Consider the following 23,607-nt stretch of genomic DNA (forward strand, 5'->3'; position numbering starts at 1 on the left):
TGTTTCATGGGTAAATCGTCTGATACTGGATTGGTCACAGCTAGGGAAGTTGCAAAAGTAATTCATGCAGATAAATATGGATTTCTTGGAACGTTTTGTGGTTGGGTCTTGATGAAGGTTTTAAAGATTTCAACCATTAATAAAATCTACAAGCGCAATAAGCATTTATCTGAACTTCATTTTTTAAATGCTCTATTGGATGATTTTCAAATCAAGTTCGAAATTCCAGAGGAAGACTTAAAGCGTTTACCTAAAGATGGAGCTTATATAACAATCTCAAATCATCCACTCGGCGGTATTGATGGGATTCTGCTTTTAAAGTTAATGTTAGAGCAACGCGAAGACTTTAAAATCATTGCAAACTTCTTGTTACACAGAATAGAACCATTGAAACCTTATATTATGCCAGTAAATCCTTTTGAAGACCGAAAGGATGTAAAAAGTAGTATAACAGGGTTTAAAAATGCTATTATGCATTTAAGAGATGGCCATCCGCTTGGAGTATTTCCGGCTGGAGAAGTATCAACTTATAGAGATGGAAAATTAGTGGTTGATAAGCCTTGGGAAGAAGCTGCAATGAAGCTTATCAAGAAGGCCGAGGTTCCTGTTGTGCCTATTTATTTCCATGCAAAAAATAGCCGATTGTTTTACAGGCTATCTAAGTTAAGCGACACTTTAAGAACGGCCAAATTACCATCTGAATTACTAACGCAGAAACGCAGAATTATTAAAGTAAGAATTGGTAAGCCAATTTCTGTAAAAGACCAAAAAGAGCATGAAACGCTTCCTGATTTTTCAGATTTCTTGAGACGAAAAACTTATATGTTGTCTAAAACTTTTGAGGACAAGCCAAAGATATTGGACAATATTCAATCGCAATTAAAAGTTCCAAAGCCACCAAAACGCATCGTTACACCAATCGACACGGAGGTGATGGTGAAAGAAGTTGAAAATCTAAGACAAAAGGACTGTCGTTTACTCATAAGTAAAAATTACGAGGTATTTTTGGTCTTAGCCGAGGACATGCCTAATATATTGAGGGAAGTTGGGCGCCTGAGAGAAATTACATTTAGAGAAGTAGGTGAGGGAACTAATGAAGCAATTGATTTAGATACCTTCGACACCTATTACCACCACATGTTTCTTTGGGATAATGAAAAACAAGTTGTTGCTGGTGCCTACAGAATGGGCTTAGGGTCCCAGATTTTTGAGCGTTTTGGTATCGACGGTTTTTATTTACAAGATCTATTTCGTTTTGAGACTGAGCTTTATAAAATGATGAGTGAGTCTATTGAAATGGGACGTGCCTTCATTATTAAAGAATACCAACAAAAACCAATGCCATTATTCCTTTTGTGGAAAGGCATTGTACACACAACTTTACGCCATCCTGAGCATAAATATTTGATTGGTGGTGTGAGTATAAGTAATCAATTTTCAAACTTTTCTAAGAGTTTAATGATTGAGTTTATGAAGTCTCATTACTACGATCCTTATGTAGCACAATACGTGCATCCGAAAAAAGAATTCAAGGTAAAACTTAAGGATGCCGATAAAGACTTTGTTTTTGATGCCACTGAGGCCGATTTAAATAAATTTGATAAAATTATTGATGAGGTAGAACCAGGAGCTTTACGCTTACCTGTGCTCCTTAAAAAGTACATTAAACAAAATGCCAAATTGGTCGCATTTAATGTAGATCCATTATTTAATAATGCAGTCGACGGTTTAATGTATATTAAAATTGCCGATCTTCCAGAAAGCACAGTTAGGCCAGTTATGGAAGAATTCCAGGCAGAATTAGAACGCAAATTCATGGATAACCATGATAAATAGGATTTGTATTCTAGCATTTCTTCTTCCTTTTTTCTGTTTGTCTCAAACGCTCACTGGAAAAATTATTGATAAGGAGACTCAACAGCCTTTAGAGACCGTTTCCGTGTATTTTGATAATACAACAGTAGGAACAACAACTAATAGCAATGGTGATTTTTCAATAGATTATACAGATGCTATTCGATCACCATTAGTCATTTCTTATCTAGGTTATGATCGTGTAATTATAACTGATTACAGAAGTAAAAAAAATATCACTGTTGCGTTAGAACCTGTATCGGTTTTGCTTGATGCTGTACATGTTGATAATGCTGATGGTTTAAGTCGCAGACAGAAATTAAATTTATTCAGAAGGGAATTTTTGGGGACCTCAAAATTTGGCAAATCCTGTAAAATATTAAATGAAGATGCTCTTATCCTTAAATATGATCGGCAAAGTAAAAGCTTATATGCAAGTGCATCTGTACCAATTGTCGTTGAAAATAATGACTTACAATATCAGATCTCTTATGACATCATAGATTTTGAGATTAACTTTAGCTATGTAAATATTAGAACTAGAGAATTTCTAACCAATACGGCAACCTATATAGGTACTTCCTTTTATAAAAACCTAAAGAAATCTCATCGCAAATTTGCTATTAAGAATCGTGAGAAGGCTTACAAAGGGTCGGTGCAACATTTTATGCGTTCACTTTTTGATAAACGCTTGGACCAAGAAGGCTATTGGGTGTTTAAGAAAGGATTTAGAATTAATGCCTATGAGGCATTTACAGTTCTAGACTTAAAAGATAATCAAGATTTTAAAAGTGTAAAACTAAATACAAAGGTGTCTATTCTATTTGACAATAATGCGCAGTCTGAAATGTTTATTGATGTTAAAGAATTTTATGTAGACCGTTATGGAAACTACACGCCAATAAAAGGAATATTCTTCAGTGGGGCCATGGGAAATCAAAGGGTTGGTGATGCTTTGCCATTGGATTATGGATTAGAATAAACTAAAAAACCCAGAAAACGAGTTCTGGGTTAATCATTTTAAAATGAGATGTTTTAAAGTCCTTTAAACCAATCTTGGAATTGATTACCAAGTAAGAATACTGGTTTTTTCTTACCACTTAAAGCACCAATTAAACTCATAATCCACATGACAACTGGCAAAATCCAGGCGATTAAATTAATAACTGGTATTAAACCACAGACAACACCAACTAAGACAATACCTAGCATTTGTCTAATATAAAAAGAACCTAGTTCTGTTTTATTGCTACCATTCATAATTACGGCAATAATCCAACCAATGATAGTAATATGAGCAATAATTGCTACATTTTTTCCTTCACTTAAAACCTCTTTAGCGTCATCTGCGAATTCCGAGGCCTTTTCTTTGGCATCTCTAGCAAACTCTTTAGCTTCATCGGCTAATTCACCTGTTTTTTGACTTATTTTTTCACCAGCTCTTTTAGCGCTATCCTTAGCATCGCCGATCATATCGTCTAAGTCTTCTCCTAAACTTTTTTTATCGTCAGACATATTTTATTTGATTTTTAGTTAGAACATAAAGTTAATAAAAATGCAATTATGTCTTACCAAAAAATTTATTCAATAATCCTTTGGTATTTTCCTTGGCTTTTGATAGTGATTCCTTTGCATCTTCAGCAAATACATCTAATTTATTTTCTGCAGTATCGGCAAATTCACTTAATTTTTCACTAGCCTCATTAGCAAATTCTTTCGCTTTTATCTTAGCGTCCTCATACGTTTCTTTGGCAACCTCTTTTACCTCATCAAGTTTCTCACTGGCTTCACCAGAAAGCTCCCTGACGTTTTGCTTAGCATTGGCGTACATTTCTTTGGCGTCCTCATTAATAAATTCTGTGGTCTTTTCTTTTACATTATCAAACACTTCCTTGGCTTCGTTTGCCAATTCATTAGCTTTTATTTTGGCAGCTTCCATTGCTTCTGAAGCGTTGTTTTTAAGTGCTTCCGCTTTGTCTGTAATACTATCTGCTTGCTCTTTAGATTGCTCTAAAGTTTGGTTTAGATCCTCTTCAGAGTTTTTGTTTTCTTCCATCATAGTGTTGCATTAAAGTTCTATTTATATGTAGAAGAAACTTAAAATAAGTTACAGTGTTATTTAAAGGATTGACCTACATACTGGCAAAGTTCAGTTTTGTTGCTGTCATTCTCTCATATCCAAACAAACTGTCTGTAATTTCTTTATGAGATAAGCCTTCTGAAATCTTTGCCAAACTTCATACTCACAATTACTTATGTCTAACCCTTTTTTATTGATATAAATACCAACAAAGAAAAATACGATAGCGATGCTATTATGGTAACCATCAACTCACCTTTTAAATCACCAGAAATAACAGTGTATTTATAAAATTGAACTAACAGAAGTAATGCAAGGATGCGCAATCCAAAAACGAGAATAGTTTTCTTAATAACTTAAATTGGACAAAATTTTGCCTTGATTTTATCCACAATAGTTTGGGCTAATTTTTCTTTACTCTCAACAGTCCAACCGGCTACATGCGGAGTCAACAAAACATTATTTGCATTGGTAAGGTATTCGAAGGCTTCAGGTAAGCCAGAATTAAAAAGCGATTCAAATGATGCTTTTTCATATTCTAATACATCGAGGCCAGCACCTAAAATCTTACCAGACTTTAAGGCACTCACTAAGTCCTCAGTCACAACGCTTTTACCTCGTGCCGTATTGATAAGCCAAAATGGTTTTCTAAAGTTATTTATGAATTCTGAGTTTACCATGTTTATGGTTAAATCTGTTTGTGGTGTGTGTAAGCTTAAAACATCTGACTTGTCTTGGAGTACTTCCAAAGATACTTGCTTACAGTTTTCATTTCCGACATGAGCTTTAATATCATAACACAATACTTCAACCTCAAATCCTCGTAGTTTTTTTGCAAAGGCCTTTCCCATATTTCCATAACCGATGAGACCAACAGTTTTACCGTCCAGTTCTAAGCCGCGATTGGCCTCGCGTAGCCATTTTCCTTGGCGTACCTCATTGTCTGCTTTGTTGAGTTTGTTGAATAGTGATAGTAGCATACCTAAGCTATGCTCGCCAACAGCATTGCGGTTACCTTCTGGAGCTGAAATTAAATACACTCCTTTTTTTTCAGCATAATCACAATCAATATTCTCTAATCCTGCACCAACACGACCAATAAATTTTAGCTGTTTTGCAGCGTCCAAAAACTGTGGATCAATAGCAAATCGACTTCTTATAATGATTCCATCATAATCTGAAATCTTGGTTTCAATCTCTTGTTTGGAAGCTGTATAATCTTGGTGATTAGTAAAGCCTAAATCATTGAGTTGATTTAATAAGAGCTTATGATTACTATCTATGTGTAGTATTTTCATATCCAAGGATATTCGGATTGCGTACGTTCATGTTTAACATCTCCGGTGTGTGCGGTATCCAGTTTTTCGAACAGTAAAAGATGCACTTCTTCATCATTTTTAGTGCATGGATTGTGTTCTACACCTTTTGGCACCACAATTAACTCACCTTCTTTAACGATTTCTGTACGGTCTCTAAACTGCATGTATAAGGTGCCTTTTATCACTTGAAAAAGTTCGTCTTCATCTTCATGACTATGCCACACAAATTCGCCTTTTATTTTTGCAAGTATCACTTGCATATCATCTACTGTGGCAATACGATGTGGATGCCATTGTTTGGAGAATAAGGAGTGCTTATCCTTAATATTGATTGCTTTCATGCACTAAAGTTACAAAAGCAATTAATTAAATCCCGAGAATTAGTTTAGCGATGAGTAAATAAATGACTATACCAAAAATATCATTACTTGTAGTAATAAATGGACCAGTGGCAATGGCAGGATCAATACCGCGTTTGTCTAAAAAAAGCGGGATAAACGTACCTACGAGACCAGCTACAATAATTACGGCAATGAGTGATACAGAGATGGCCAATGATAATTCAAATTTTTCGGTCCAAAGCCACAAAAACAAGAATAAGAATATTGCTAGTATCACACCATTAAGTGTGGCTAAAAGCATTTCTTTAATAAGTCTATTATTAATACTGCCCTTAACATCGTCATTAGCTAAACCTTGCACAATAATAGCACTAGATTGCACACCGACATTTCCTGCCATAGCAGCAATTAATGGCGCGAATAAGAAAAGTACTTTAAATTCTTCAGGCAGACCATTTTCAAAATTCTCAATGATAATGTAAGCTCCAACACCCCCAAGGAGACCTAAGAATAACCAAGGTAAGCGCGCCCTTGTGAGTTCAATTATACTATCGTCAGAATCTACATCTTGAGTAATACCTGCAGCTAATTGATAATCTTTATCGGCCTCTTCTTTCAATACATCAACAATGTCATCAATGGTGATTCTACCAAGGAGGGTTTGGTCTTCATCAACTACAGGGATGGCTTCCAAATCGTATTTTGCCATGACTTTAGCCACATCTTCCGCATCATCTTTAACATTGACATAGTCAACATTTTCTTTCGCGATATCTGCTATTTTTTGATCACTTTTGGAAATGATTAAATCTTTAAGTGATAAACGACCTATGAGTTTTTCTTGCTTGTCAACGACATAAATAGAATGTACTCGCGTAACATCTTTGGCTTGCCCTCTTATACGTCTTAAGCATCCAGCAACAGTCCATGTAGCATAAACCTTAACCAATTCTTTTGCCATCAAACCACCAGCTGTATCTTCGTCATAAGTCAGTAGCTCTTTAATTTCGGCTTTATGCTCTTCATCTTCAATTTGGGAGATAACCGCCTCTTGACGCTCTTCTGGTAATTCTGCAATGATATCTGCAGCATCATCCGTATCTAATTCCTCAACCTCTTCAGCAATTTCTTTAACCGATAAGTTCTGAAGTACCTTTTCACGATTATCTTCATCGAGCTCCATTAAGATGTCCGATGTGGTCTCAGAATCTAATAGTTTAATAACGTAAATGGCATCGTCTAGGTCTAGTTCATCAAGAATATCGGCAATATCCGCGTAATGATACTCATTTAAAAGGTCTTTAAGTTCGTTGTCGTTTTGGTCTTCGACAAGGACTTCAACCTTTTCAATTAGCTTATCGGTTAACTGAAATTGTATATTATCTTGAAGTTCTTCCACGCGACGGTTGTTTGATGTATAGCAACCAAAGGTGTTAACAAAATTTATTTTTTGTCTTGTTCCATTAAGCTTGTTAATTCAATAAATTGAGTTACAGTTAATTGCTCTGGTCGCTGCCCAAAGATAGTATTTGCTTTTAAATTATTAGATAGATTAAAAGTTTTTAAACTATTACGGAGCGTTTTTCGTCGCTGCTGAAACGCTGTTTTAACCACCTTAAAGAATAACACTTCATCACATGCTAAGCTATAGTTGGGTTTTCTTTTAAGTAGTAATACACCCGAATCTACTTTTGGTGGTGGATTAAATACCGATGGCGGTACTGTAAATAGATAGTTTGCATCGTAAAAGGCTTGAGTTAGTACAGATAGAATACCATACACTTTAGAACCTTCTTTAGAACAAATACGTTGCGCAACTTCCTTTTGAAACATCCCAGAAAATTCAGGAATTTGATCTCTCATTTCTAAAGTTTTAAAAACGATTTGTGACGATATGTTATACGGGAAATTACCAATTATAGCAAAAGGCTTTGTTTTAAAAATCTCAATGAGATCATATTTTAAAAAATCCTTTTCATAAATTCTACTAGCTAAATTAAGGTAATTGTTTTTGAGGTATTCAACCGATTCTGTATCAATTTCAATAACATGCGTGGTGATTTCTTTTTTTAGTAAGTATTTAGTCAACACTCCCATGCCTGGGCCAATTTCTAAGACATCTTTATAGCCGTCAAGAGACAGGGTGTCTGCAATTTTTTGAGCAATATTTTCGTCTCTCAGGAAGTGTTGTCCTAAGTGTTTTTTGGCTCTAACTTGGTTCTGATTTGACACGCTTTAATTAGATTTTTTTATTGCAACACTAATTAATAGTACGCTTAAGCCAAGACCACAGAGAAACCCTCCAATGGTTTCTTGCGGTTCTATGCCATAATAGAAATACGCTAATATAATACCACTTAGAAGTAATAATAAGCCTATGCTTCTAATCTTAATGCGATGTTTATAAATACGGTTATTATGCTCCATGCTTATTCCTAATTAAAATTAACAGCATACTCATCAATGACTTCCAATTCTGTTCTAAAAGCCAGCATTTTATCGGCAAAGCGTTTTAATCCATCACCTCTTAGACGTTCGGCATCTTCTGCATAATACGCGTCTAAAGCTTCTCTGGAGTGCGCTTTGTATTGTATTGAGTAGGTAGTACCACCCATCTCTTCCTTAACTAAAACTTTAGTAAGCTTGGCATCAACGAATTTTCCTGTGGCTAAGACTTGTGGGATGTGATTTTTAATCCATGTAAGCCATTCATCATGAACAGAATCGTCTATATTGACCGTAACGTTATAAATGATCATTGTAAATTAATTTCAATGATGCAAAAATACATATTAGCTACTAGTTAATACTATCACCCCTTAACATTCGGAACTTTTTACGTGCCTCTATAAAATAAATACTGTCTTCAAACTCAAAAATGATTTTTTCATAGAGATGTTTAGCCTCTTCAGGTTTTGCTAAATGGGTGTTGTACAATTCTGCCAAATGATAGTGCGCATCGTCTGCAAGAATATCCTCCTTCCAATCCGAAATAATTTTTAGGTAATTAGCTTCTGCCTTGTTGTATAATTTTTTTCTTTCAAACAGTTTCGCTTGCTGAAACAAGGCTTGATCGGTAATGCTTTCTCCTTTGTGTTCGTCTAATATTTTATCTAGTAAGGTAATAGCACTATCAGTTTTATTTTGAAAAGCAAGCAAATCCGCTTTAGCATAATACGTAAGTGCTGTTTGTAAGCTATCCTCAAATTTGTTGTCTGAAATCAACAATTTTAAATCCAGTGCATCATTGGCAATGAGCTGTGAGGTCGATGATTTTAAAATTTTAAGCTGTGATTCTGCCCAGTCAAAATCTCCTTTGTAATAGCTGGTCTTTGCTACTTTATAACGTGCCTCTTGTGAAATAGTACTATTTTTTAGACTTAATTGAATTTGAGAATAAAAAATTAAAGCTTCATTAAAACGTTCTTGAAGCACTAATATATCGGCTAGTAATAATTTTACTTTAGCTTCTTGGAACTCAGAAATGTTAAGCCTCATACTTTGTCTTAAGAATGCAGTAGCACTGTCAGTATCCTTTTTATGGAAAGCCAAGAACTCACCATAAGACAATTGTAATGGTAAGGTGAGCTCTGATTTACCATAACTTTCAAACAAGTTCAGATAGGCGTTATTAATTCTGTTTAGTTCTTTTTCAGAATCCGAGTTTTTGGTGTCAATTTCAAGAATATATTGATGTGATGTTAATGCCGTACTTGCATCTTGAGTGGTTTCTAAGATGTAATTAAAAATGGATTTAGACGTTTCATCATCGTTATCATTTAGAGCCGTTATGGCAAGCTCAATGATCCGGTCTAAACTTTCAGGATTTCTTTTGTAAAGTGCTTTTTCTTGAATGAAAGATTTGTTATAGGCTTTTTCTTGAACATACAGCCAACTTAACAAATCATACCAATATGCACTTGGTTCTTGCTGAATTTTAATTAATAATAAGCGCCTAAGATAGGTGTTGTTTTCGTTTGATTTATTTTCAGAAATAAAATCACTAACGGCACGCTTAATATTGTTGAGATAATTAGGTCTAAACGCCACATACTCGATATAATTTTCAAACATTTTCTCAATGTCTCCTTGATCTCCATAAATTCTTGCCAATTGAATATTATAATTTTTATCTGGAGTTAGAATTTTACCTTTATCATAAACACGAATGGCTTGATCTAGTAACGAATGGTCTTCAAACTTTTTGGCTATGCTATAAATGTAATTTGGCTGAGCATCCACATAGGCAATAGCTTCTTCATATAACAGCTCAGCCTGATTAATACTATCCTTTAATTGGTAGTTATAACCTAATTCAACCAGTAAGGTTGGATTTCGCCGTTGGGTTAAACGTTGAGTAAGAAGACGTTCAGCGTCATCAAATTGTTCAAGTTGTTGATGGGTTTCTACAAGTTTATAAATGTATTTATAACTATAAGGTTTTTCGCGATTTAGATTCTCGTAAATAACGAGTGCTTTTTTAAATTCTCCTTTTTTATAGTAGCTGTCGGCGAGGACTTCACTATTCTGAGCATACCCAGAATAGAATCCAATTAAAACCGAAGCTATGAGGAGAATTTTTTTCATACAAGCATTTTTGTAAAGATAACAAATGACAATTCTAGATAGTGTAAATGTTTTTATAAAAAAATGCCTAAACAAGGCGTTTAGGCATTTAGACCAGCAAAATAAATGTGCTATTAACCATTATTTGTCAAAAAAATATGATTCAATTACTTTGTCGTGGTTTCCTTACGTTTTTACGATTACTAGATCAAAACTAAAATAAAACCTTGCTTACCATAACAACCAATGTAATGAGTACTACAATGCGTTTTAAATTTTTCATAATTTAGTTAGTTCTATTTTGGGACGTTAAATTGCTTAAAAATAGAAAAAATAAACGAAGAAATACAATTAAAATCGATAAAAAACACGATTTTTTAACAAATAGGTCAGAATATACGAATGATACCTGACTTAAGAAATCATATCAAAACCTGTATATGGTACTAAAATTTCAGGTATTTTAATACCATTTTCGGTTTGGCAATTCTCTAATATTCCAGCGAGAACACGCGGTAGCGCTAATGAACTACCATTTAAAGTGTGACAAAGTTCATTTTTACCGTCACTATTTTTAAATCGTAATTTTAAACGATTGGCTTGGAAAGTTTCAAAATTAGAAACCGAAGAAATTTCTAGCCAACGATCTTGTGCTGTTGAGAATACTTCAAAATCATAAGTTAAAGCCGAGGCAAATGTAACGTCACCACCACAGAGTTTTAATATTCTGTAAGGCAATTTTAACTCATTAAGAATACCTTTGACGTGCGTAATCATGCTTTCAAAAGCTTCATAAGAATTATCTGGATGTTCAACTCTAATTATTTCAACTTTATCAAATTGATGTAATCGATTAAGGCCTCTAACATGGGCTCCATAACTTCCCGCTTCTCTTCTAAAACAAGGGGTATAACCAGTAACACCTATTGGAAGATCACTTTCATTTAGAAGTGTATTTCTGAACAAATTAGTACCAGGAACTTCTGCTGTTGGTATGAGATATAAGTTATCTGCAGTGACATGATACATCTGTCCTTCTTTATCTGGTAATTGGCCAGTTCCAATCCCAGAGGCTTCATTTACTAAATGTGGTAATTGATATTCTGTATATCCTGCAGCCGTATTTTTATCTAAAAAAAAGGCAATCAAGGCACGCTGTAATTTTGCACCTTTACCTTTATATACTGGAAAGCCTGCACCTGTAATTTTATTACCTAATTCAAAATCAATAATATCGTATTTCTTAGCTAATTCCCAATGTGGTAAAGCGCCGTTATGAAGTTTTGGGATTTCACCTTCTCGATAGATTTCTTGGTTATCCTCATCTGAATTTCCTTCAGGCACAGATTCATGAGGAACATTAGGAATTTTATATAAAAGTTCTGTCAACGCATCCGCCTTTTCATGTAGCGCTTGTTCCAAGTTCTTAACACCTTCTTTAAGCTGCGTAGTTTTTTCTTTAAGTAAATTGGCTTTTTGCGCTTCTCCAGATTTATATAAGTTACCTATGGCTTTGGATAAGGTATTGGATTCTGCTTTTAAAGAGTCTAGTTCTGTTTGAAGTGCTCTGCGTTCTTCATCTAGGGTAATGGCGTCATTAACCATTTGCTCAGCGTTAATGTTCCGCTTAGCAAGACCTTTAATTACGTCTTCTTTGTATTCTCTAATAAAAGCAACTTGTAACATATCTCTGTTTTTGAATTAACGCCTACAAACGTTAAAAAAGAAGCCACAAAAGTAAAAAGAATTTGAGCAGATAAAAACTATTTTGAAGGCAATATCCAATCGTGATGTTTAAAATGATGCCATTCTTCATGGGCAAGGTCAACTTTAGGATCAATAAGTTGTTTTGAGCGCTTACCATTTACGCTTACGTAAGCACGAACAAAAACTTGAATAGCCTTTCCTTTTTCTTCGAAATCTTGCTTCAGATGCTGAGCAAATTGCCAAATTACATCTGGTTTTGTACTGGCTCCACGTTGTTGTTTCTTGGTTAAATAATCGTCAAGTTTTATAGGAATGAGTTCATTGGTGGCTTGGTCAATTACACGATAGCTTACACGACCACTTTTGGCACGTAGCATCATGCGCCAAGACAAACGATGACCTTCTTCTGTCCATAGGACGTTATCTTTAATAAAATGATGACGTAAGGGCAAGGCAATGTGAATTAAAAAATATATTGAAAATAACCCTACGAAGAGGTTTTTGTAAGTCGGAATAATAATTTCATCCTGAGTGTAATATGTTTTTTGCTTTAGAAATAAATCTCTAATGGTTTTAGGCTCAAAAAAGAATAGGCTAAATGCTAAAGATAAATAAGGAAAAATACCAATTTGAAAGACTATAGAATTAAATAAATGAAAGAAAATAGAGGCAAAAAAGGCAATCTTTCGAGTTGGCTTAAATAGTAGTAAGGGAATAATTAAGCCATCAAAAATAATACCTCCATAGGCAATGAAATAGTGAATAGACTTGTGCTGCAATAGTTCTCCAATTAAAGGGTAGTTGGCTTTACCTTTCATAAGAAGCGCAACAACAGAGGTATCTAACCAATCGGGATAAAGCTTCGCAATAGAAGCATAAGTGTAGAGTATAAAAAGTTGAATAACGAATACCCACTTACACCAGCTCGGCATGGAAATTTGTTTTAAAGATGGATTTCGTTTTACATCTACAGAAGCATAGCGATTAGCAGGTAAAAATACCATTAGATAGCTCAGAATAAATAAGAGGTAATAATGGTTATTGTAAGATGATTTCTGCATTAAATAAGTGGCTGTCCACATGGAAGCAAACATGAACATGCTAAAACGGTATTTATAACCAACCATTATGAGTAATCCAAAGATTCCCATGACGATATAATACACATACATCCAATCGCCAGGTAAGGGTTGAAGCCATTCAAATCCAATAAATGTAAAAGTAAATTCTGGTTCAATCAAAGTGCGTCGTACCCAACCCGTAAATACGGCACCAACAGATTCTAAAAAACATAACAGCCCGAAGATTATTCTGAAAACAATAAGACCTGAATTGTCAATATGTTTAAATAAGAAGTTAGTCATTAAGTGCTTCAATATAGTCGAGGGCTGCAGTCCTATCGTTTTTAAGTTGAGCCTTAAGTGCATCGACACTGTCAAATTTTTGCTCACTTCTAAGTCGATTTAAAAACGCTATTCTAATGGTTTTGCCATACAAATCCTCATTAAAATCAAAAAAATGCACTTCTACAGATCTTGATTTACCATCAACCGTTGGGTTAGTTCCAATATTCATCATTCCGTAAACAAGCTCGTTATTATACGTTGAGCTCACCACATAAACGCCATCCCTTGGAATTAATTTGTAAGTTTCTTTAATATGTATGTTTGCTGTTGGAAATGCGATTGTTCTTCCAAGGCCTTTTCCCTTAATTACTGTCCCAGAAATGAAGAAATTATAACCCAGATATGAATTAGCTAATTCAACATTTCCATCATGTAATGCAGTTCTTATTTTAGTGGAACTTACAGTAACATCTTTAATGTCTTGTGCAGAAATCTCTTCGACTTTAAAATTAAATTCAGAAGCAAAATGTTTTAAATCGGTAATATTGGCTGTTCTGTTTTTACCAAAATGATGATCGTAACCAATGACAATGTGTGACAGATTAAGCTCATCAACCAATACTGATTTAACATAATCTCTGGCAGATAAATTCGCAAACTCTTGTGTAAATTCTTTAACAATAACTTCTTCTATACCTTGGTTTTTTAGAAGCTCAACACGTTCTTCTATAGTATTTAGAAGTTTGACATCATGGTCCTTTCCTAGGACCATTCTTGGGTGTGGAAATAAGGTGAGAACCGATGGGATACATTTATTATCTTGGGCAATTTTTACAACCTTACCCAGGATTTTCTGATGTCCAAAATGGACGCCGTCAAAGGTTCCTATGGTGATAATTTTTGATAAATTCTTAGTCAAGCATTAAATTTTAAGGAAATTCTTGAATTTTTTAGTAATTCTATTACGCTTTGTTAAAAAAATCTTAAATTCGGGGAATTTTAATTTTCTACACAAAATACTTATGAAAACAAAGCTACATTTTGTTTTGTCATTATCCATGTTTTTATCTGTGTTTTCTGTCTTTGCTCAACAGGGTTACTGGCAGAAATCGGATAAATCTACCTTAAATGGCAATAGCGAAAAGACACTTAATGAAAAATTTTATCAAACGTATCAATTAGATTTAGATGCGTTTAAAGCACAACTTGTAAACGCTCCTATGCGTTCTGCAACAATAACTAACTCTAATACGAACGTTTTCCTTCCTAATATCAAAGGAGAATTAGAGCAGTTTAGAGTAGTAGAAGCACCGGTTCTTTCTCAAGAATTATCAGAACTATACCCAGAAATTAAAACCTATCTAGGTTTTAGTACTGATCAACCAGGGGTAAGAGCACGATTTAGCGTCACTCCGCAAGGATTACAAACCATGGTGACGTATCCTGATGGTCCAATGAATTTTACGGTGCCATTAAGTAAAACAGACAACACCTCTTATATTGTATATACGAGAGAAGCGCGATCTGAAGTTGAAAAGACATTCGACTGTTCGGTAGAAGATGAGTTCTTGCGTATCGATACAAATGATCTGGGTAATAGAGATGCTGATGATCAGATTTTAAGAACATTCCGAATAGCTATTTCAACTAATGGAGAATATACAGAGTTCTGGGATGATGGAGATAACACCAACGGCGATGCACAAGCGGATGCTTTAGCGCAAGTGGTTTCTACTTTAAACCGAAGTAATGAAGTATTTGAAGTGGATATGGCCGTAACCTTTACATTGGTTACAGGAACCGAAATAATTTATCCAGATCCAGCTTCAGATCCATATACGGGTGGATTTAATGCGCAGTTACAAGCTACACTAACATCAGTAGTTGGTGAATCCAATTACGATATTGGCCATTTATTTGCTTATGGTGGTAACAATGGAAATGCGGGATGCATTGGATGTGTATGTGTTGATGGACAAAAAGGTAGTGGATTTTCGTCGCATTCGTTCTTAGATAATGATGGTGGTCCATACATGTCAGACTTCTTTGATATTGATTATGTACCACATGAAATTGGGCACCAGATGGGTGGTAATCACACTTGGTCATTTGGAAGTGAAGGCACAGGCGTAAATGCAGAGCCTGGCAGTGGTACCACTATTATGGGTTATGCAGGTATTACCGGTGCAGATGATGTACAAGATCACTCGGACCCTTATTTCCACTACTATAGTATTTTACAAATACTTACTAATTTAGAAACAAGAACATGTTGGGATGGCACGGCCATCACAAATAACCCACCAGTTGCTGATGCAGGATCTGATTATACAATTCCGACTGGCACAGCATTTGTTCTTAGAGGTACCTCCACAGATGCCGATGGTGGTGATATCCATACTTATACTTGGGAACAAATTGACGATGGGGTTACGGGCTCAGGTAACTTTGGTCCAAATAAAGTAACTGGTCCAGTTTGGAGATCGAGACCTCCGAGTACCTCTCCGGATCGTTACATGCCAATAATAGAGCGTGTTGTGGCAGGACAATTATCAGAATCTAATCCAGTAGAAACGGTTGATAATTCGTCCTGGGAAACTGTTTCTGATGTTGGAAGAGCTTTAAACTTTGCCTTAACTGTAAGAGACCGTAGTGAAGCTAATGGTGTTGGACAAACTCCTCAAAGCGATTACGATACCATGACCGTTAATGTGGAAGGTTCGGCAGGACCATTTGTAGTGACGTCACAAACAACGAATGTTACCTGGGATGCAGGGTCAACGCAAACTGTAACTTGGGATGTTGCAGGTACAGATGGCGGAGCTGTAAATACACCTACCGTAAACATCTTACTCTCAATAGATGGTGGATTTACATATCCTTTTGTAATGGCAACAGATGTGCCTAATGATGGGTCGCACAATGTCACAGTGCCAATTACAGGAGGGGATTCTACCACTGCAAGGGTTAAAGTTGAAGGGAATAACAATATTTTCTATGCGATTAATTCAACAAACTTTTCACTTCAAGAGTCAGAGTTTGTTTTAAATGTTGCTGATACTTCTATTGATGTATGTACGCCAGATGATGTTGTTTACAATTTTACTTATAATACATTTTTAGGATTTACAGATGTCACTAATTTTAGTGCAACAGGTTTACCAGCAGGAACTACGGCTACCTTCTCCCCAACTTCAGCTTCGGCAGATGGTACAGATGTAACAGTTACAGTTTCTGGAACAGGAAGTTTGGCAGTTGGTAACTACCCATTTACCTTGGTAGGAACATCAGGTGCTTTAACACAGACCGTTGATGTAGATTTTAACGTCTATGATACAAATCTGGCAACCCTAAATTTGGTGTTTCCTGCGGATGGGGCTGTTGATGTAGATGCCACTTCAATAACATTTACTTGGGATGCCGATTCTAATGCAACGGCATATGAAATAGATATCGCAACAGATTCTGGTTTTACAGCTATTGTTGCAGGCGCTGTGGTTAACGATCCTAGTTTTACAACAGCTAGTTTAGATGTTGTAACAGAATATTTCTGGAGAGTTAGAGGTGTCAATGATTGTGGTTCGGGTGCTTATTCAGAGGCAAGCTTTACTACAGCCAACATTATTTGTGGTAATTATGATTCAACAGATGGACCTATAGATATTCCAGATGCGAATACCTTTGGAATTAATTCCGTTATCAATGTGCCAACAACGGCCATTATAACAGATATTAATGTTACAGTTAATATAACACATCCTTGGACTGAAGATGTTACTATAAAACTTATTGCTCCTGATGGAACAGAGCTATTATTATCGGCTGGGAACGGTGCAGATGGTGACAACTATACAGATACAGTCTTTGATAGTGATGCCGGTACTCCAATCGGTGCAGGAACTGCTCCGTTTACTGGAAGTTTCCAACCAGAAGAAGACCTTGGCGCACTTAATGGAAGTTTTTCGGGAGGTGACTGGACGCTTAACGTTTCAGATACCTTAGCATTTATTACGGGTACCTTAGATAGTTGGTCTATGGAAATCTGTGGCGTTCCACAATTGGATAATGATAATGATGGTATTCCAAACGATTCAGACAACTGCCCTGATATCGCTAATTTTGATCAAGAAGATTTAGACGGTGATAATATTGGTGACGTTTGTGATGACGATATGGATGGGGATGGTATTCCAAATGATACAGATAACTGTCCAATGATTGCAAATGCTGATCAAGCGGATTCCAATGGAAATGGTATTGGTGACGTTTGTGATACCTTATGTGATACATTTAGTGCAGCTGATACTCCTGTTAGTATTCCTGATAATACTGCTGCTGGTATAGATTCTAATATTGATTTTTCAAGTGCTTTCTTAATTACAGATGTCAATGTTACAGTTAATATTACTCACACGTTTGATGGTGATTTAACGCTCACCTTAACAAGTCCATCAGGAACATCCATAGTCTTATCCGACCAAAACGGTGGTGGAGGTAATAACTATACAGGCACCTTATTCGATGACGATGCAGATAACGCTATTCAAGGAGGAGCACCACCATTTACAGGTGCATTTATTCCAGAGCAACCATTGTCTACCTTCAATGGTGAGCTTTCAGGTGGTGTATGGACACTTAATGTTGCCGATAGTGCAGGTGCAGATGTTGGAACTATAGACAGTTGGACTATTGAAGTCTGTGGATTCGAACAAGAAGATTTAGATGATGATGGTATTCCAAATGACGAGGATAACTGTCCTAATATTGCCAATACAGATCAAGCTGATTTAGATGGTGACGGAATCGGTGATGTTTGTGACGACGATATTGATGGTGATGGTATTCCTAATGCTGATGATAATTGTCCTGAAAATGCTAATCCAGATCAAACGGATTTTGATGGAGATGGTATAGGCGATGAGTGTGATGAAGAATGTACTAACGAAACGTCTTTAGATACACCAATAGTAATTGCAGATTCTGGTGCCAACGCTGATTATTTTGCAACGATAGAAATTGTTGAGAGCTTAATTATTAGCGATGTTAATGTGTCGGTTAACATAGAACACGATTGGGATTCGGATTTAAATATTTCTATTACTAGTCCAGATGGTGTTACTGTTGATTTATCATCTGGTAACGGTGGTAGTGGCGATGACTATATTGATACTATTTTTGATGACGATGCAACCTCGCCGATTACAGGAGGTGCACCTCCATTTACAGGATCGTTTCAACCAGAAGGTGACCTGAATGATTTTAATGGGGATCTCTCTAATGGAACTTGGGTCATAACCGTATCAGATACATTTGGTGCCTTAGACGGAGGTATAATTAATGCATTATCAATAGAGGTCTGTGGAACTAGAGATCCTAATGATTTTGATGGAGATACCATTTTTAATGATGAAGACAACTGCCCTGTAAATGCTAATACAGATCAGTCGGATATTGATGGAGATGGTATTGGTGATGTTTGTGATGACGATATGGATGGTGATGGAATCTTAAACGTCAATGATAACTGTCCAACAATTGCTAATGCAGATCAAGCTGATAATGATCTTGACGGTATTGGTGATGTTTGTGATGACGATGACGACGATGATGGAGTGCTAGATGTAGACGATAACTGTCCATTAGAACCAAACTCAGATCAATCCGATTTAGATGGTGACGGTCAAGGTGATGTTTGTGATGATATGATTGCCAATGATGTTTTAACACCAAATGGCGATGGTATTAACGATACATGGATTATTATTAATGCAGAGCGTTTCCCAAGCGCAAACATAAAGGTTTACAATAGATGGGGTAAAGAGGTATTTAGTACTAAGGGCTATAACAATGATTGGAATGGGTCTTACAATGGCGATACTTTACCAACGGGATCGTATTATTATAGTATTGATCAAAACGGTGATGGTACGGTTGTACTAACAGGATGGCTATACTTAACCCTTTAATTGCATATAACTTAAATAAAATGAAAACAATGAATTTTTATAAAAACACCGTATTAATAGTTGCGATTCTTTTGTTTGGGTCTGTATATGCTCAACAAGAACCAAATTATTCATTATATCGCTATATGATGAATGTAATTAATCCAGCATATGCTGGAGCCGATGGTAATACTAGCTTGACGTCTAATTTTAGAAGTCAGTGGCTTAGTATCCAAGGAGCTCCTGAAACACAGAGTTTTTTCTATACACAGCCTATTGGAGATAAAATAGGCATTGGAATTTCTTTAGTCAGTGACCAAGTCTTTATTGAAAACCAAACAAGTATCAATATTGATTTTTCATATAGATTACAAATCTCTGAAGCTACCAATCTATATTTAGGATTAAAAGCTGGTGGAGGTACCTATGATATTGAACGCAATAATCTGGCAAACTTAGGATTTCAGTCAGATCCAGCTTTGAATAATCTCGATACTGGATTTAGACCAAATTTTGGTGCAGGAGCTTACTTAAAGCATGATAAATATTTTCTGTCCTTATCCGTACCAAGTATTCTTTCTAGCGAGCGAATTGATGAGTCCGAAGGGCGTGTTACTCAAGCTACAGAGGAGGCTCATGTTTATTTATCTGGTGGTTATAACTTTGCAATTAGCGAAAATACAGCGTTTAGACCGTCGGCTATGCTAAGGTATGTCAGCGGCTCCCCTTTATCTGCCGATATCACGGCAGCATTTAGATTCTACGATAGATTTGAATTTGGTGCAGCTTACAGAACAGATGAAGCTTTTGCTGGTTTAATGATGATAAATTTGGCCGATTGGATGGATGTAGGTTATGCTTATGAAAGCTCAACAAGAGATGAAATCTCAAATTTGAGTAATGGTACTCATGAAGTATTTATTAAGTTTAATTTTAAGAAAAAGTCTAATTAATAGACCTCACCCCCTGGATAACAAAAAAAAGGACTGCTTTTGCAGTCCTTTTTATTTTCCATTATATTGATTCATGGTATTATTAACTCCTGCAAAAGCAAAGGACTTTATGAGTTCTGAAGATACTTTTAAACGTTCATCTAATAAAGCCGATTCCTCTTCATTCCATTTACCGAGCACATAATCTACTTGTCGACCTTTGCTAAAAGCGTTACTGATTCCAAATCTAAAGCGATTGTATTTAGTGGTTTGTAGTTTGTCTTGGATATCCTTTAATCCATTATGACCTCCATCACTACCTTTTGTTTTTAAACGTAGGGTGCCAAATGGTAAATTGAGATCATCTGTAATTACGAGTAAGTTGGTTAGTGGAATCTTCTCCTTATCTAACCAATATTTTACGGCTTTTCCACTAAGATTCATAAAGGTACTCGGCTTTAATAATAACAGTGAGCGACCTTTAACGTTCATAGTGGTTAATGCGCCGAGTTTTGCAGATTTAAAACTTATGGCTTCTTGCTCAGCGATATAATCGAGTACTTTAAACCCAATATTATGTCGGGTGTCACTATATTCTGTACCTATATTTCCAAGTCCTACAATTAAGAATTTTTTCATTCTGTCGTCTTCATTAAGATAGGGTTTATTACTAATACCCAGCCAAGTTGTTATACGCCTAAACATTCTAATGTAAAAATAAAAAAAGCATTCTGGTTAAGAATGCTTTTAATTATCTCAATTAAAATTGATTTATTCTTGAGCTGCTTCAGCCGCTGGTGCAGCATCTGCTGTTGTTTCGTCATCCTCATCTTCATCATCTTCAACAGACATTGATGCTCTAGATCGTCTAACCTGACATACTACTGTATTATCTGGATGTAAGAATTGGTAATCTTCATTTTCTAACTCAGTAATGTAAAGCTTGTTTCCAATTTTTAACGGAGTAATATCTACTTCAATAAAATCTGGTAATTTAGAAGGAATAGCTTTAACTTTAAGTTTACGGTAAGGTCTTCTTAAAACACCACCGTTTAATACACCTTTAGACGTTCCTACGATTTGCACAGGAATCTCCATAGTGATTTCTTTGTTTTCGAAAGTTTGATAGAAATCGACGTGTAAGATTCTATCGGTTACTGGATGAAACTGAATGTCTTGCATGATTGCATTGTAAGTTTCACCATTATCTAAGGCAATCACAACTGTATGCGCGTTTGGTGTGTATACAAGTTTAGAGAATGCCAACTCTGGTGCAGAGAAATGTAATGGCTTGTCTCCTCCGTATATAACGCAAGGAACCTGACCAGCATTACGTAAGGCTTTCGTTGCCGACTTACCTACGCTTTCTCTTTGAGATCCATTGATTGTAATTGATTTCATTTTAGAAATTGTTTAATTTAAATTTAATTACCTCATTTTGAGGGCTGCAAATGTAAACATATAATAGAGAAATACTAGTGTTTTTCTTGGATTTTTTAACGCTGAACGTTTTGATAGCATCTCAAGCCATCATTAATGACAACACAGTAGGCTTTAAACCCTGCAATTAGATTACAAATTTGCTACTGATCGATTGGTTGTGGTGTACATTGTACATCACTTCAGCAAACAAATCGGCACAACTCAAGACTTTCAGTTTTTTGCTCTTTTGCTTTAAAGGGATAGAGTTGGTAACAATTAACTCCTCAAGTTTAGAATTTTCAAGGCGTTCATAAGCACTACCTGATAATACAGGATGCGTACAAATAGCTCTAACACTCTTAGCACCGCGTTCCATCATTAGGTCTGCTGCTTTTGTTAATGTACCTGCTGTGTCTACCATATCATCCACCAAAACAACATTTTTGCCTGTAACATCACCAATAAGTTCCATATGTGAAATTACATTGGCTTTAGCCCGTTGCTTGTAACAAATGACAACGTCACTTTTTAAAGCTTTAGAATACGCATACGCACGCTTAGAACCTCCCATGTCAGGAGAAGCGATGGTGAGATTATCTAAATTAAGACTTCTCAGATATGGCAAAAAGATGGTTGACGCAAATAAATGATCTACGGGTTTTTCAAAGAACCCTTGAATCTGGTCAGCATGAAGATCCATAGTAATGATACGCGTTGCACCAGCCGCTTCCAGCATTTTTGCGATCAGTTTCGCAGCAATCGGCACTCTTGGTTTATCCTTTCTATCCTGTCTAGCCCAACCAAAATATGGCATAACGGCAGTGATATGTCTTGCAGATGCGCGCTTTGCTGCATCTATCATTAAGAGCATTTCCATGAGGTTACGCGGCTCAGGATGGGTAGAACCAATAATAAAAATACGAGTTCCCCTTATAGATTCCTCGTAAGACGGCTGAAATTCTCCGTCGCTATACGTTGAGGTGATAACATTGCCTAATTTTACGCCATAAGCAGCGGCAATTTCTTCTGCTAATTCTGTGCTTTGTGTACAAGTAAAAACCTTAGCTTCTGTAATATTGTTAGGCATCGGAGTAAGTAATTAATAAGGGTTGTTAGTTACGTTTTTAGATGGTGTCAAATTTAGAAAATAATTTAGTCTCAATAGTATAAAAGGGACGTATTTTTAGTTGATGAGCTAAAATAATTTTCTATTTTTGCTGTCCATTATTGCTCAAGTGGCGGAATTGGTAGACGCGCTGGATTCAAAATCCAGTTTCCTCGGAAGTGTGGGTTCGATTCCCACCTTGAGTACGAATAAATCAAAAAGCAAGCAAAACCATAAAGCTTGCTTTTTTGTTTTTGTGTAGTCTAGATATAGTTTTATTGGTGTTTTAGATTTTAATACGACAAATCGTTTCATAATATAGTCTATGTGGCTGCCATAAATGCTAATGATGAAAGGAAATAAAATTAATTTTACTTACTCATAATGAAAATTGTCAAAAAATATTTCCCTTTAATAATCGCTGGCGTAGCATTAGTCATTTATTTTAGTTTGAGAACAAAAAAAGACTCCGATTTAGATAATTATTCCATTAAATCTGTGGCAAAGGTTTATAAACTACTCAGAGATACTTATGTGTATTCCCAATATAGATATGAGTTTTTTTATAAAGGAAAAAGATACACTGCTCAGAGAGGTTTAGGTGAGTTCGATGCTAAAACTGTTATTAATAACTTTTATGAAGTTGAATTTTTGCCAGAAAACCCGGAAACTATTAGAATTAATTTAAACCTTAGGGTAAATGATTCGCAAAGGATATTAAATGCTGGTTTTAAAAAAGAATAAAATAGACGCAATATTTAGTTTCTATTTTTATGACCTACTTTTAATTAATATTATTTTTTGGTAACTGTTAGTTTTACAGATCCTTGGTATATTTTTTGTGGCATTTTAGAGGTTAATACACTACAAATCAATGCTATTATGACTCAAAAATTTTTTTTCATTGGCTGCTTTTTTTTATTAGGTATAGCCCAGGGTAATTCTCAAGCAAATCTAGATTGTAAAACTAAATTGTCCTTATTTCATCCC

20 protein-coding genes and 1 tRNA gene are annotated in these 23,607 nt (G+C 35.6%); 6 read left to right on the forward strand and 15 right to left on the reverse strand.

What is annotated here, in order from left to right; genetic code table 11:
* Window positions 1-6: 6 nt before the first annotated feature.
* Both HRU49_RS02785 and HRU49_RS02790 read left to right on the forward strand, forming a co-directional pair.
* Entirely contained in the window at window positions 7-1,836 is a 1,830-nt protein-coding gene (locus HRU49_RS02785; RefSeq protein WP_296353928.1) for a lysophospholipid acyltransferase family protein, read from the forward strand.
* Entirely contained in the window at window positions 1,826-2,836 is a 1,011-nt protein-coding gene (locus HRU49_RS02790; RefSeq protein ID WP_296353930.1) for a carboxypeptidase-like regulatory domain-containing protein, read from the forward strand. Before HRU49_RS02785 ends, HRU49_RS02790 begins: the two co-directional genes overlap by 11 nt.
* Window positions 2,837-2,889: 53 nt before the next feature.
* On the opposite strand, the gene HRU49_RS02795 is transcribed toward HRU49_RS02790, so the two are convergent.
* The 12 genes from HRU49_RS02795 to HRU49_RS02850 form a co-directional block, all read right to left on the reverse strand.
* Entirely contained in the window at window positions 2,890-3,369 is a 480-nt protein-coding gene (locus HRU49_RS02795; RefSeq protein ID WP_296353932.1) for a YtxH domain-containing protein, read from the reverse strand.
* Between the two features lie 46 nt (window positions 3,370-3,415).
* On the reverse strand, window positions 3,416-3,913 hold the full coding sequence (locus tag HRU49_RS02800) for a hypothetical protein (RefSeq protein ID WP_296353934.1): 498 nt from the start codon (window positions 3,911-3,913) through the stop codon (window positions 3,416-3,418).
* 377 nt (window positions 3,914-4,290) lie between these two features.
* Window positions 4,291-5,232: a 2-hydroxyacid dehydrogenase gene (locus HRU49_RS02805; protein WP_296353936.1), complete on the reverse strand. Its 942-nt coding sequence runs from the start codon at window positions 5,230-5,232 to the stop codon at window positions 4,291-4,293.
* Window positions 5,229-5,594: a cupin domain-containing protein gene (locus HRU49_RS02810; protein ID WP_296353938.1), complete on the reverse strand. Its 366-nt coding sequence runs from the start codon at window positions 5,592-5,594 to the stop codon at window positions 5,229-5,231. The genes HRU49_RS02805 and HRU49_RS02810 overlap by 4 nt, the downstream gene beginning before the upstream one ends.
* Window positions 5,595-5,619: 25 nt before the next feature.
* Entirely contained in the window at window positions 5,620-6,993 is a 1,374-nt protein-coding gene (gene mgtE, locus HRU49_RS02815; protein ID WP_296353940.1) for a magnesium transporter, read from the reverse strand.
* A gap of 44 nt (window positions 6,994-7,037) precedes the next feature.
* Entirely contained in the window at window positions 7,038-7,826 is a 789-nt protein-coding gene (gene rsmA / locus HRU49_RS02820; RefSeq protein WP_296353943.1) for a 16S rRNA (adenine(1518)-N(6)/adenine(1519)-N(6))-dimethyltransferase RsmA, read from the reverse strand.
* 3 nt (window positions 7,827-7,829) lie between these two features.
* Complete coding sequence (locus HRU49_RS02825) at window positions 7,830-8,021, reverse strand: hypothetical protein (RefSeq protein ID WP_296353945.1); 192 nt, start codon at window positions 8,019-8,021, stop codon at window positions 7,830-7,832.
* 8 nt (window positions 8,022-8,029) lie between these two features.
* Entirely contained in the window at window positions 8,030-8,353 is a 324-nt protein-coding gene (locus HRU49_RS02830; protein WP_296353946.1) for a DUF4286 family protein, read from the reverse strand.
* Window positions 8,354-8,393: 40 nt separating this feature from the next.
* A complete protein-coding gene (locus HRU49_RS02835; protein WP_296353948.1) occupies window positions 8,394-10,181 on the reverse strand; it encodes a hypothetical protein in 1,788 nt (595 codons plus the stop codon).
* 393 nt (window positions 10,182-10,574) lie between these two features.
* Window positions 10,575-11,846 (reverse strand): serine--tRNA ligase, encoded by a 1,272-nt coding sequence (gene serS, locus HRU49_RS02840; RefSeq protein WP_296353951.1) that lies wholly within the window; start codon window positions 11,844-11,846, stop codon window positions 10,575-10,577.
* A gap of 77 nt (window positions 11,847-11,923) precedes the next feature.
* Window positions 11,924-13,231, reverse strand: coding sequence for an HTTM domain-containing protein (locus tag HRU49_RS02845; protein ID WP_296353953.1), 1,308 nt, complete (start codon window positions 13,229-13,231; stop codon window positions 11,924-11,926).
* Window positions 13,224-14,132, reverse strand: coding sequence for a bifunctional riboflavin kinase/FAD synthetase (locus HRU49_RS02850; protein ID WP_296353955.1), 909 nt, complete (start codon window positions 14,130-14,132; stop codon window positions 13,224-13,226). Before HRU49_RS02850 ends, HRU49_RS02845 begins: the two co-directional genes overlap by 8 nt.
* Window positions 14,133-14,235: 103 nt before the next feature.
* Between HRU49_RS02850 and HRU49_RS02855 the strand changes: the two genes are divergently transcribed.
* Both HRU49_RS02855 and HRU49_RS02860 read left to right on the forward strand, forming a co-directional pair.
* Window positions 14,236-19,179 (forward strand): thrombospondin type 3 repeat-containing protein, encoded by a 4,944-nt coding sequence (locus HRU49_RS02855; protein ID WP_296353957.1) that lies wholly within the window; start codon window positions 14,236-14,238, stop codon window positions 19,177-19,179.
* A gap of 29 nt (window positions 19,180-19,208) precedes the next feature.
* Window positions 19,209-20,111, forward strand: coding sequence for a type IX secretion system membrane protein PorP/SprF (locus HRU49_RS02860; protein WP_296353959.1), 903 nt, complete (start codon window positions 19,209-19,211; stop codon window positions 20,109-20,111).
* 51 nt (window positions 20,112-20,162) lie between these two features.
* On the opposite strand, the gene pth is transcribed toward HRU49_RS02860, so the two are convergent.
* The 3 genes from pth to HRU49_RS02875 all read right to left on the reverse strand — a co-directional run bounded on the left by pth (window position 20,163) and on the right by HRU49_RS02875 (window position 22,599).
* Complete coding sequence (gene pth, locus HRU49_RS02865; protein WP_296353961.1) at window positions 20,163-20,729, reverse strand: aminoacyl-tRNA hydrolase; 567 nt, start codon at window positions 20,727-20,729, stop codon at window positions 20,163-20,165.
* Window positions 20,730-20,861: 132 nt separating this feature from the next.
* Window positions 20,862-21,491 carry a 50S ribosomal protein L25/general stress protein Ctc gene (locus HRU49_RS02870; RefSeq protein ID WP_296353963.1) on the reverse strand — a complete coding sequence of 210 codons (630 nt, stop codon included), beginning with the start codon at window positions 21,489-21,491 and terminating at the stop codon, window positions 20,862-20,864.
* A gap of 166 nt (window positions 21,492-21,657) precedes the next feature.
* Complete coding sequence (locus HRU49_RS02875; RefSeq protein ID WP_296353965.1) at window positions 21,658-22,599, reverse strand: ribose-phosphate pyrophosphokinase; 942 nt, start codon at window positions 22,597-22,599, stop codon at window positions 21,658-21,660.
* A 142-nt stretch (window positions 22,600-22,741) separates the two neighbouring features.
* Here HRU49_RS02875 and HRU49_RS02880 point away from each other — a divergent pair.
* Both HRU49_RS02880 and HRU49_RS02885 read left to right on the forward strand, forming a co-directional pair.
* Window positions 22,742-22,823: transfer RNA gene (locus tag HRU49_RS02880), tRNA-Leu, on the forward strand.
* A 178-nt stretch (window positions 22,824-23,001) separates the two neighbouring features.
* On the forward strand, window positions 23,002-23,361 hold the full coding sequence (locus HRU49_RS02885) for a hypothetical protein (protein WP_296353967.1): 360 nt from the start codon (window positions 23,002-23,004) through the stop codon (window positions 23,359-23,361).
* Window positions 23,362-23,607: the final 246 nt, after the last annotated feature.

This window comes from Winogradskyella sp. (assembly GCF_013213975.1).
Classification (GTDB): Bacteria; Bacteroidota; Bacteroidia; order Flavobacteriales; family Flavobacteriaceae; genus Winogradskyella.

Coding starts and splice junctions, on each gene's coding strand:
- HRU49_RS02785 (WP_296353928.1), top strand. CDS start 7: ATGGGTAAATCGTCTGATACTGGATTGGTCACAGCTAGGGAAGTTGCA.
- HRU49_RS02790 (WP_296353930.1), top strand. CDS start 1,826: ATGATAAATAGGATTTGTATTCTAGCATTTCTTCTTCCTTTTTTCTGT.
- HRU49_RS02795 (WP_296353932.1), bottom strand. CDS start 3,369: ATGTCTGACGATAAAAAAAGTTTAGGAGAAGACTTAGACGATATGATC.
- HRU49_RS02800 (WP_296353934.1), bottom strand. CDS start 3,913: ATGATGGAAGAAAACAAAAACTCTGAAGAGGATCTAAACCAAACTTTA.
- HRU49_RS02805 (WP_296353936.1), bottom strand. CDS start 5,232: ATGAAAATACTACACATAGATAGTAATCATAAGCTCTTATTAAATCAA.
- HRU49_RS02810 (WP_296353938.1), bottom strand. CDS start 5,594: ATGAAAGCAATCAATATTAAGGATAAGCACTCCTTATTCTCCAAACAA.
- HRU49_RS02825 (WP_296353945.1), bottom strand. CDS start 8,021: ATGGAGCATAATAACCGTATTTATAAACATCGCATTAAGATTAGAAGC.
- HRU49_RS02830 (WP_296353946.1), bottom strand. CDS start 8,353: ATGATCATTTATAACGTTACGGTCAATATAGACGATTCTGTTCATGAT.
- HRU49_RS02835 (WP_296353948.1), bottom strand. CDS start 10,181: ATGAAAAAAATTCTCCTCATAGCTTCGGTTTTAATTGGATTCTATTCT.
- serS (WP_296353951.1), bottom strand. CDS start 11,846: ATGTTACAAGTTGCTTTTATTAGAGAATACAAAGAAGACGTAATTAAA.
- HRU49_RS02845 (WP_296353953.1), bottom strand. CDS start 13,231: ATGACTAACTTCTTATTTAAACATATTGACAATTCAGGTCTTATTGTT.
- HRU49_RS02855 (WP_296353957.1), top strand. CDS start 14,236: ATGAAAACAAAGCTACATTTTGTTTTGTCATTATCCATGTTTTTATCT.
- HRU49_RS02860 (WP_296353959.1), top strand. CDS start 19,209: ATGAATTTTTATAAAAACACCGTATTAATAGTTGCGATTCTTTTGTTT.
- pth (WP_296353961.1), bottom strand. CDS start 20,729: ATGAAAAAATTCTTAATTGTAGGACTTGGAAATATAGGTACAGAATAT.
- HRU49_RS02870 (WP_296353963.1), bottom strand. CDS start 21,491: ATGAAATCAATTACAATCAATGGATCTCAAAGAGAAAGCGTAGGTAAG.
- HRU49_RS02875 (WP_296353965.1), bottom strand. CDS start 22,599: ATGCCTAACAATATTACAGAAGCTAAGGTTTTTACTTGTACACAAAGC.
- HRU49_RS02885 (WP_296353967.1), top strand. CDS start 23,002: ATGAAAATTGTCAAAAAATATTTCCCTTTAATAATCGCTGGCGTAGCA.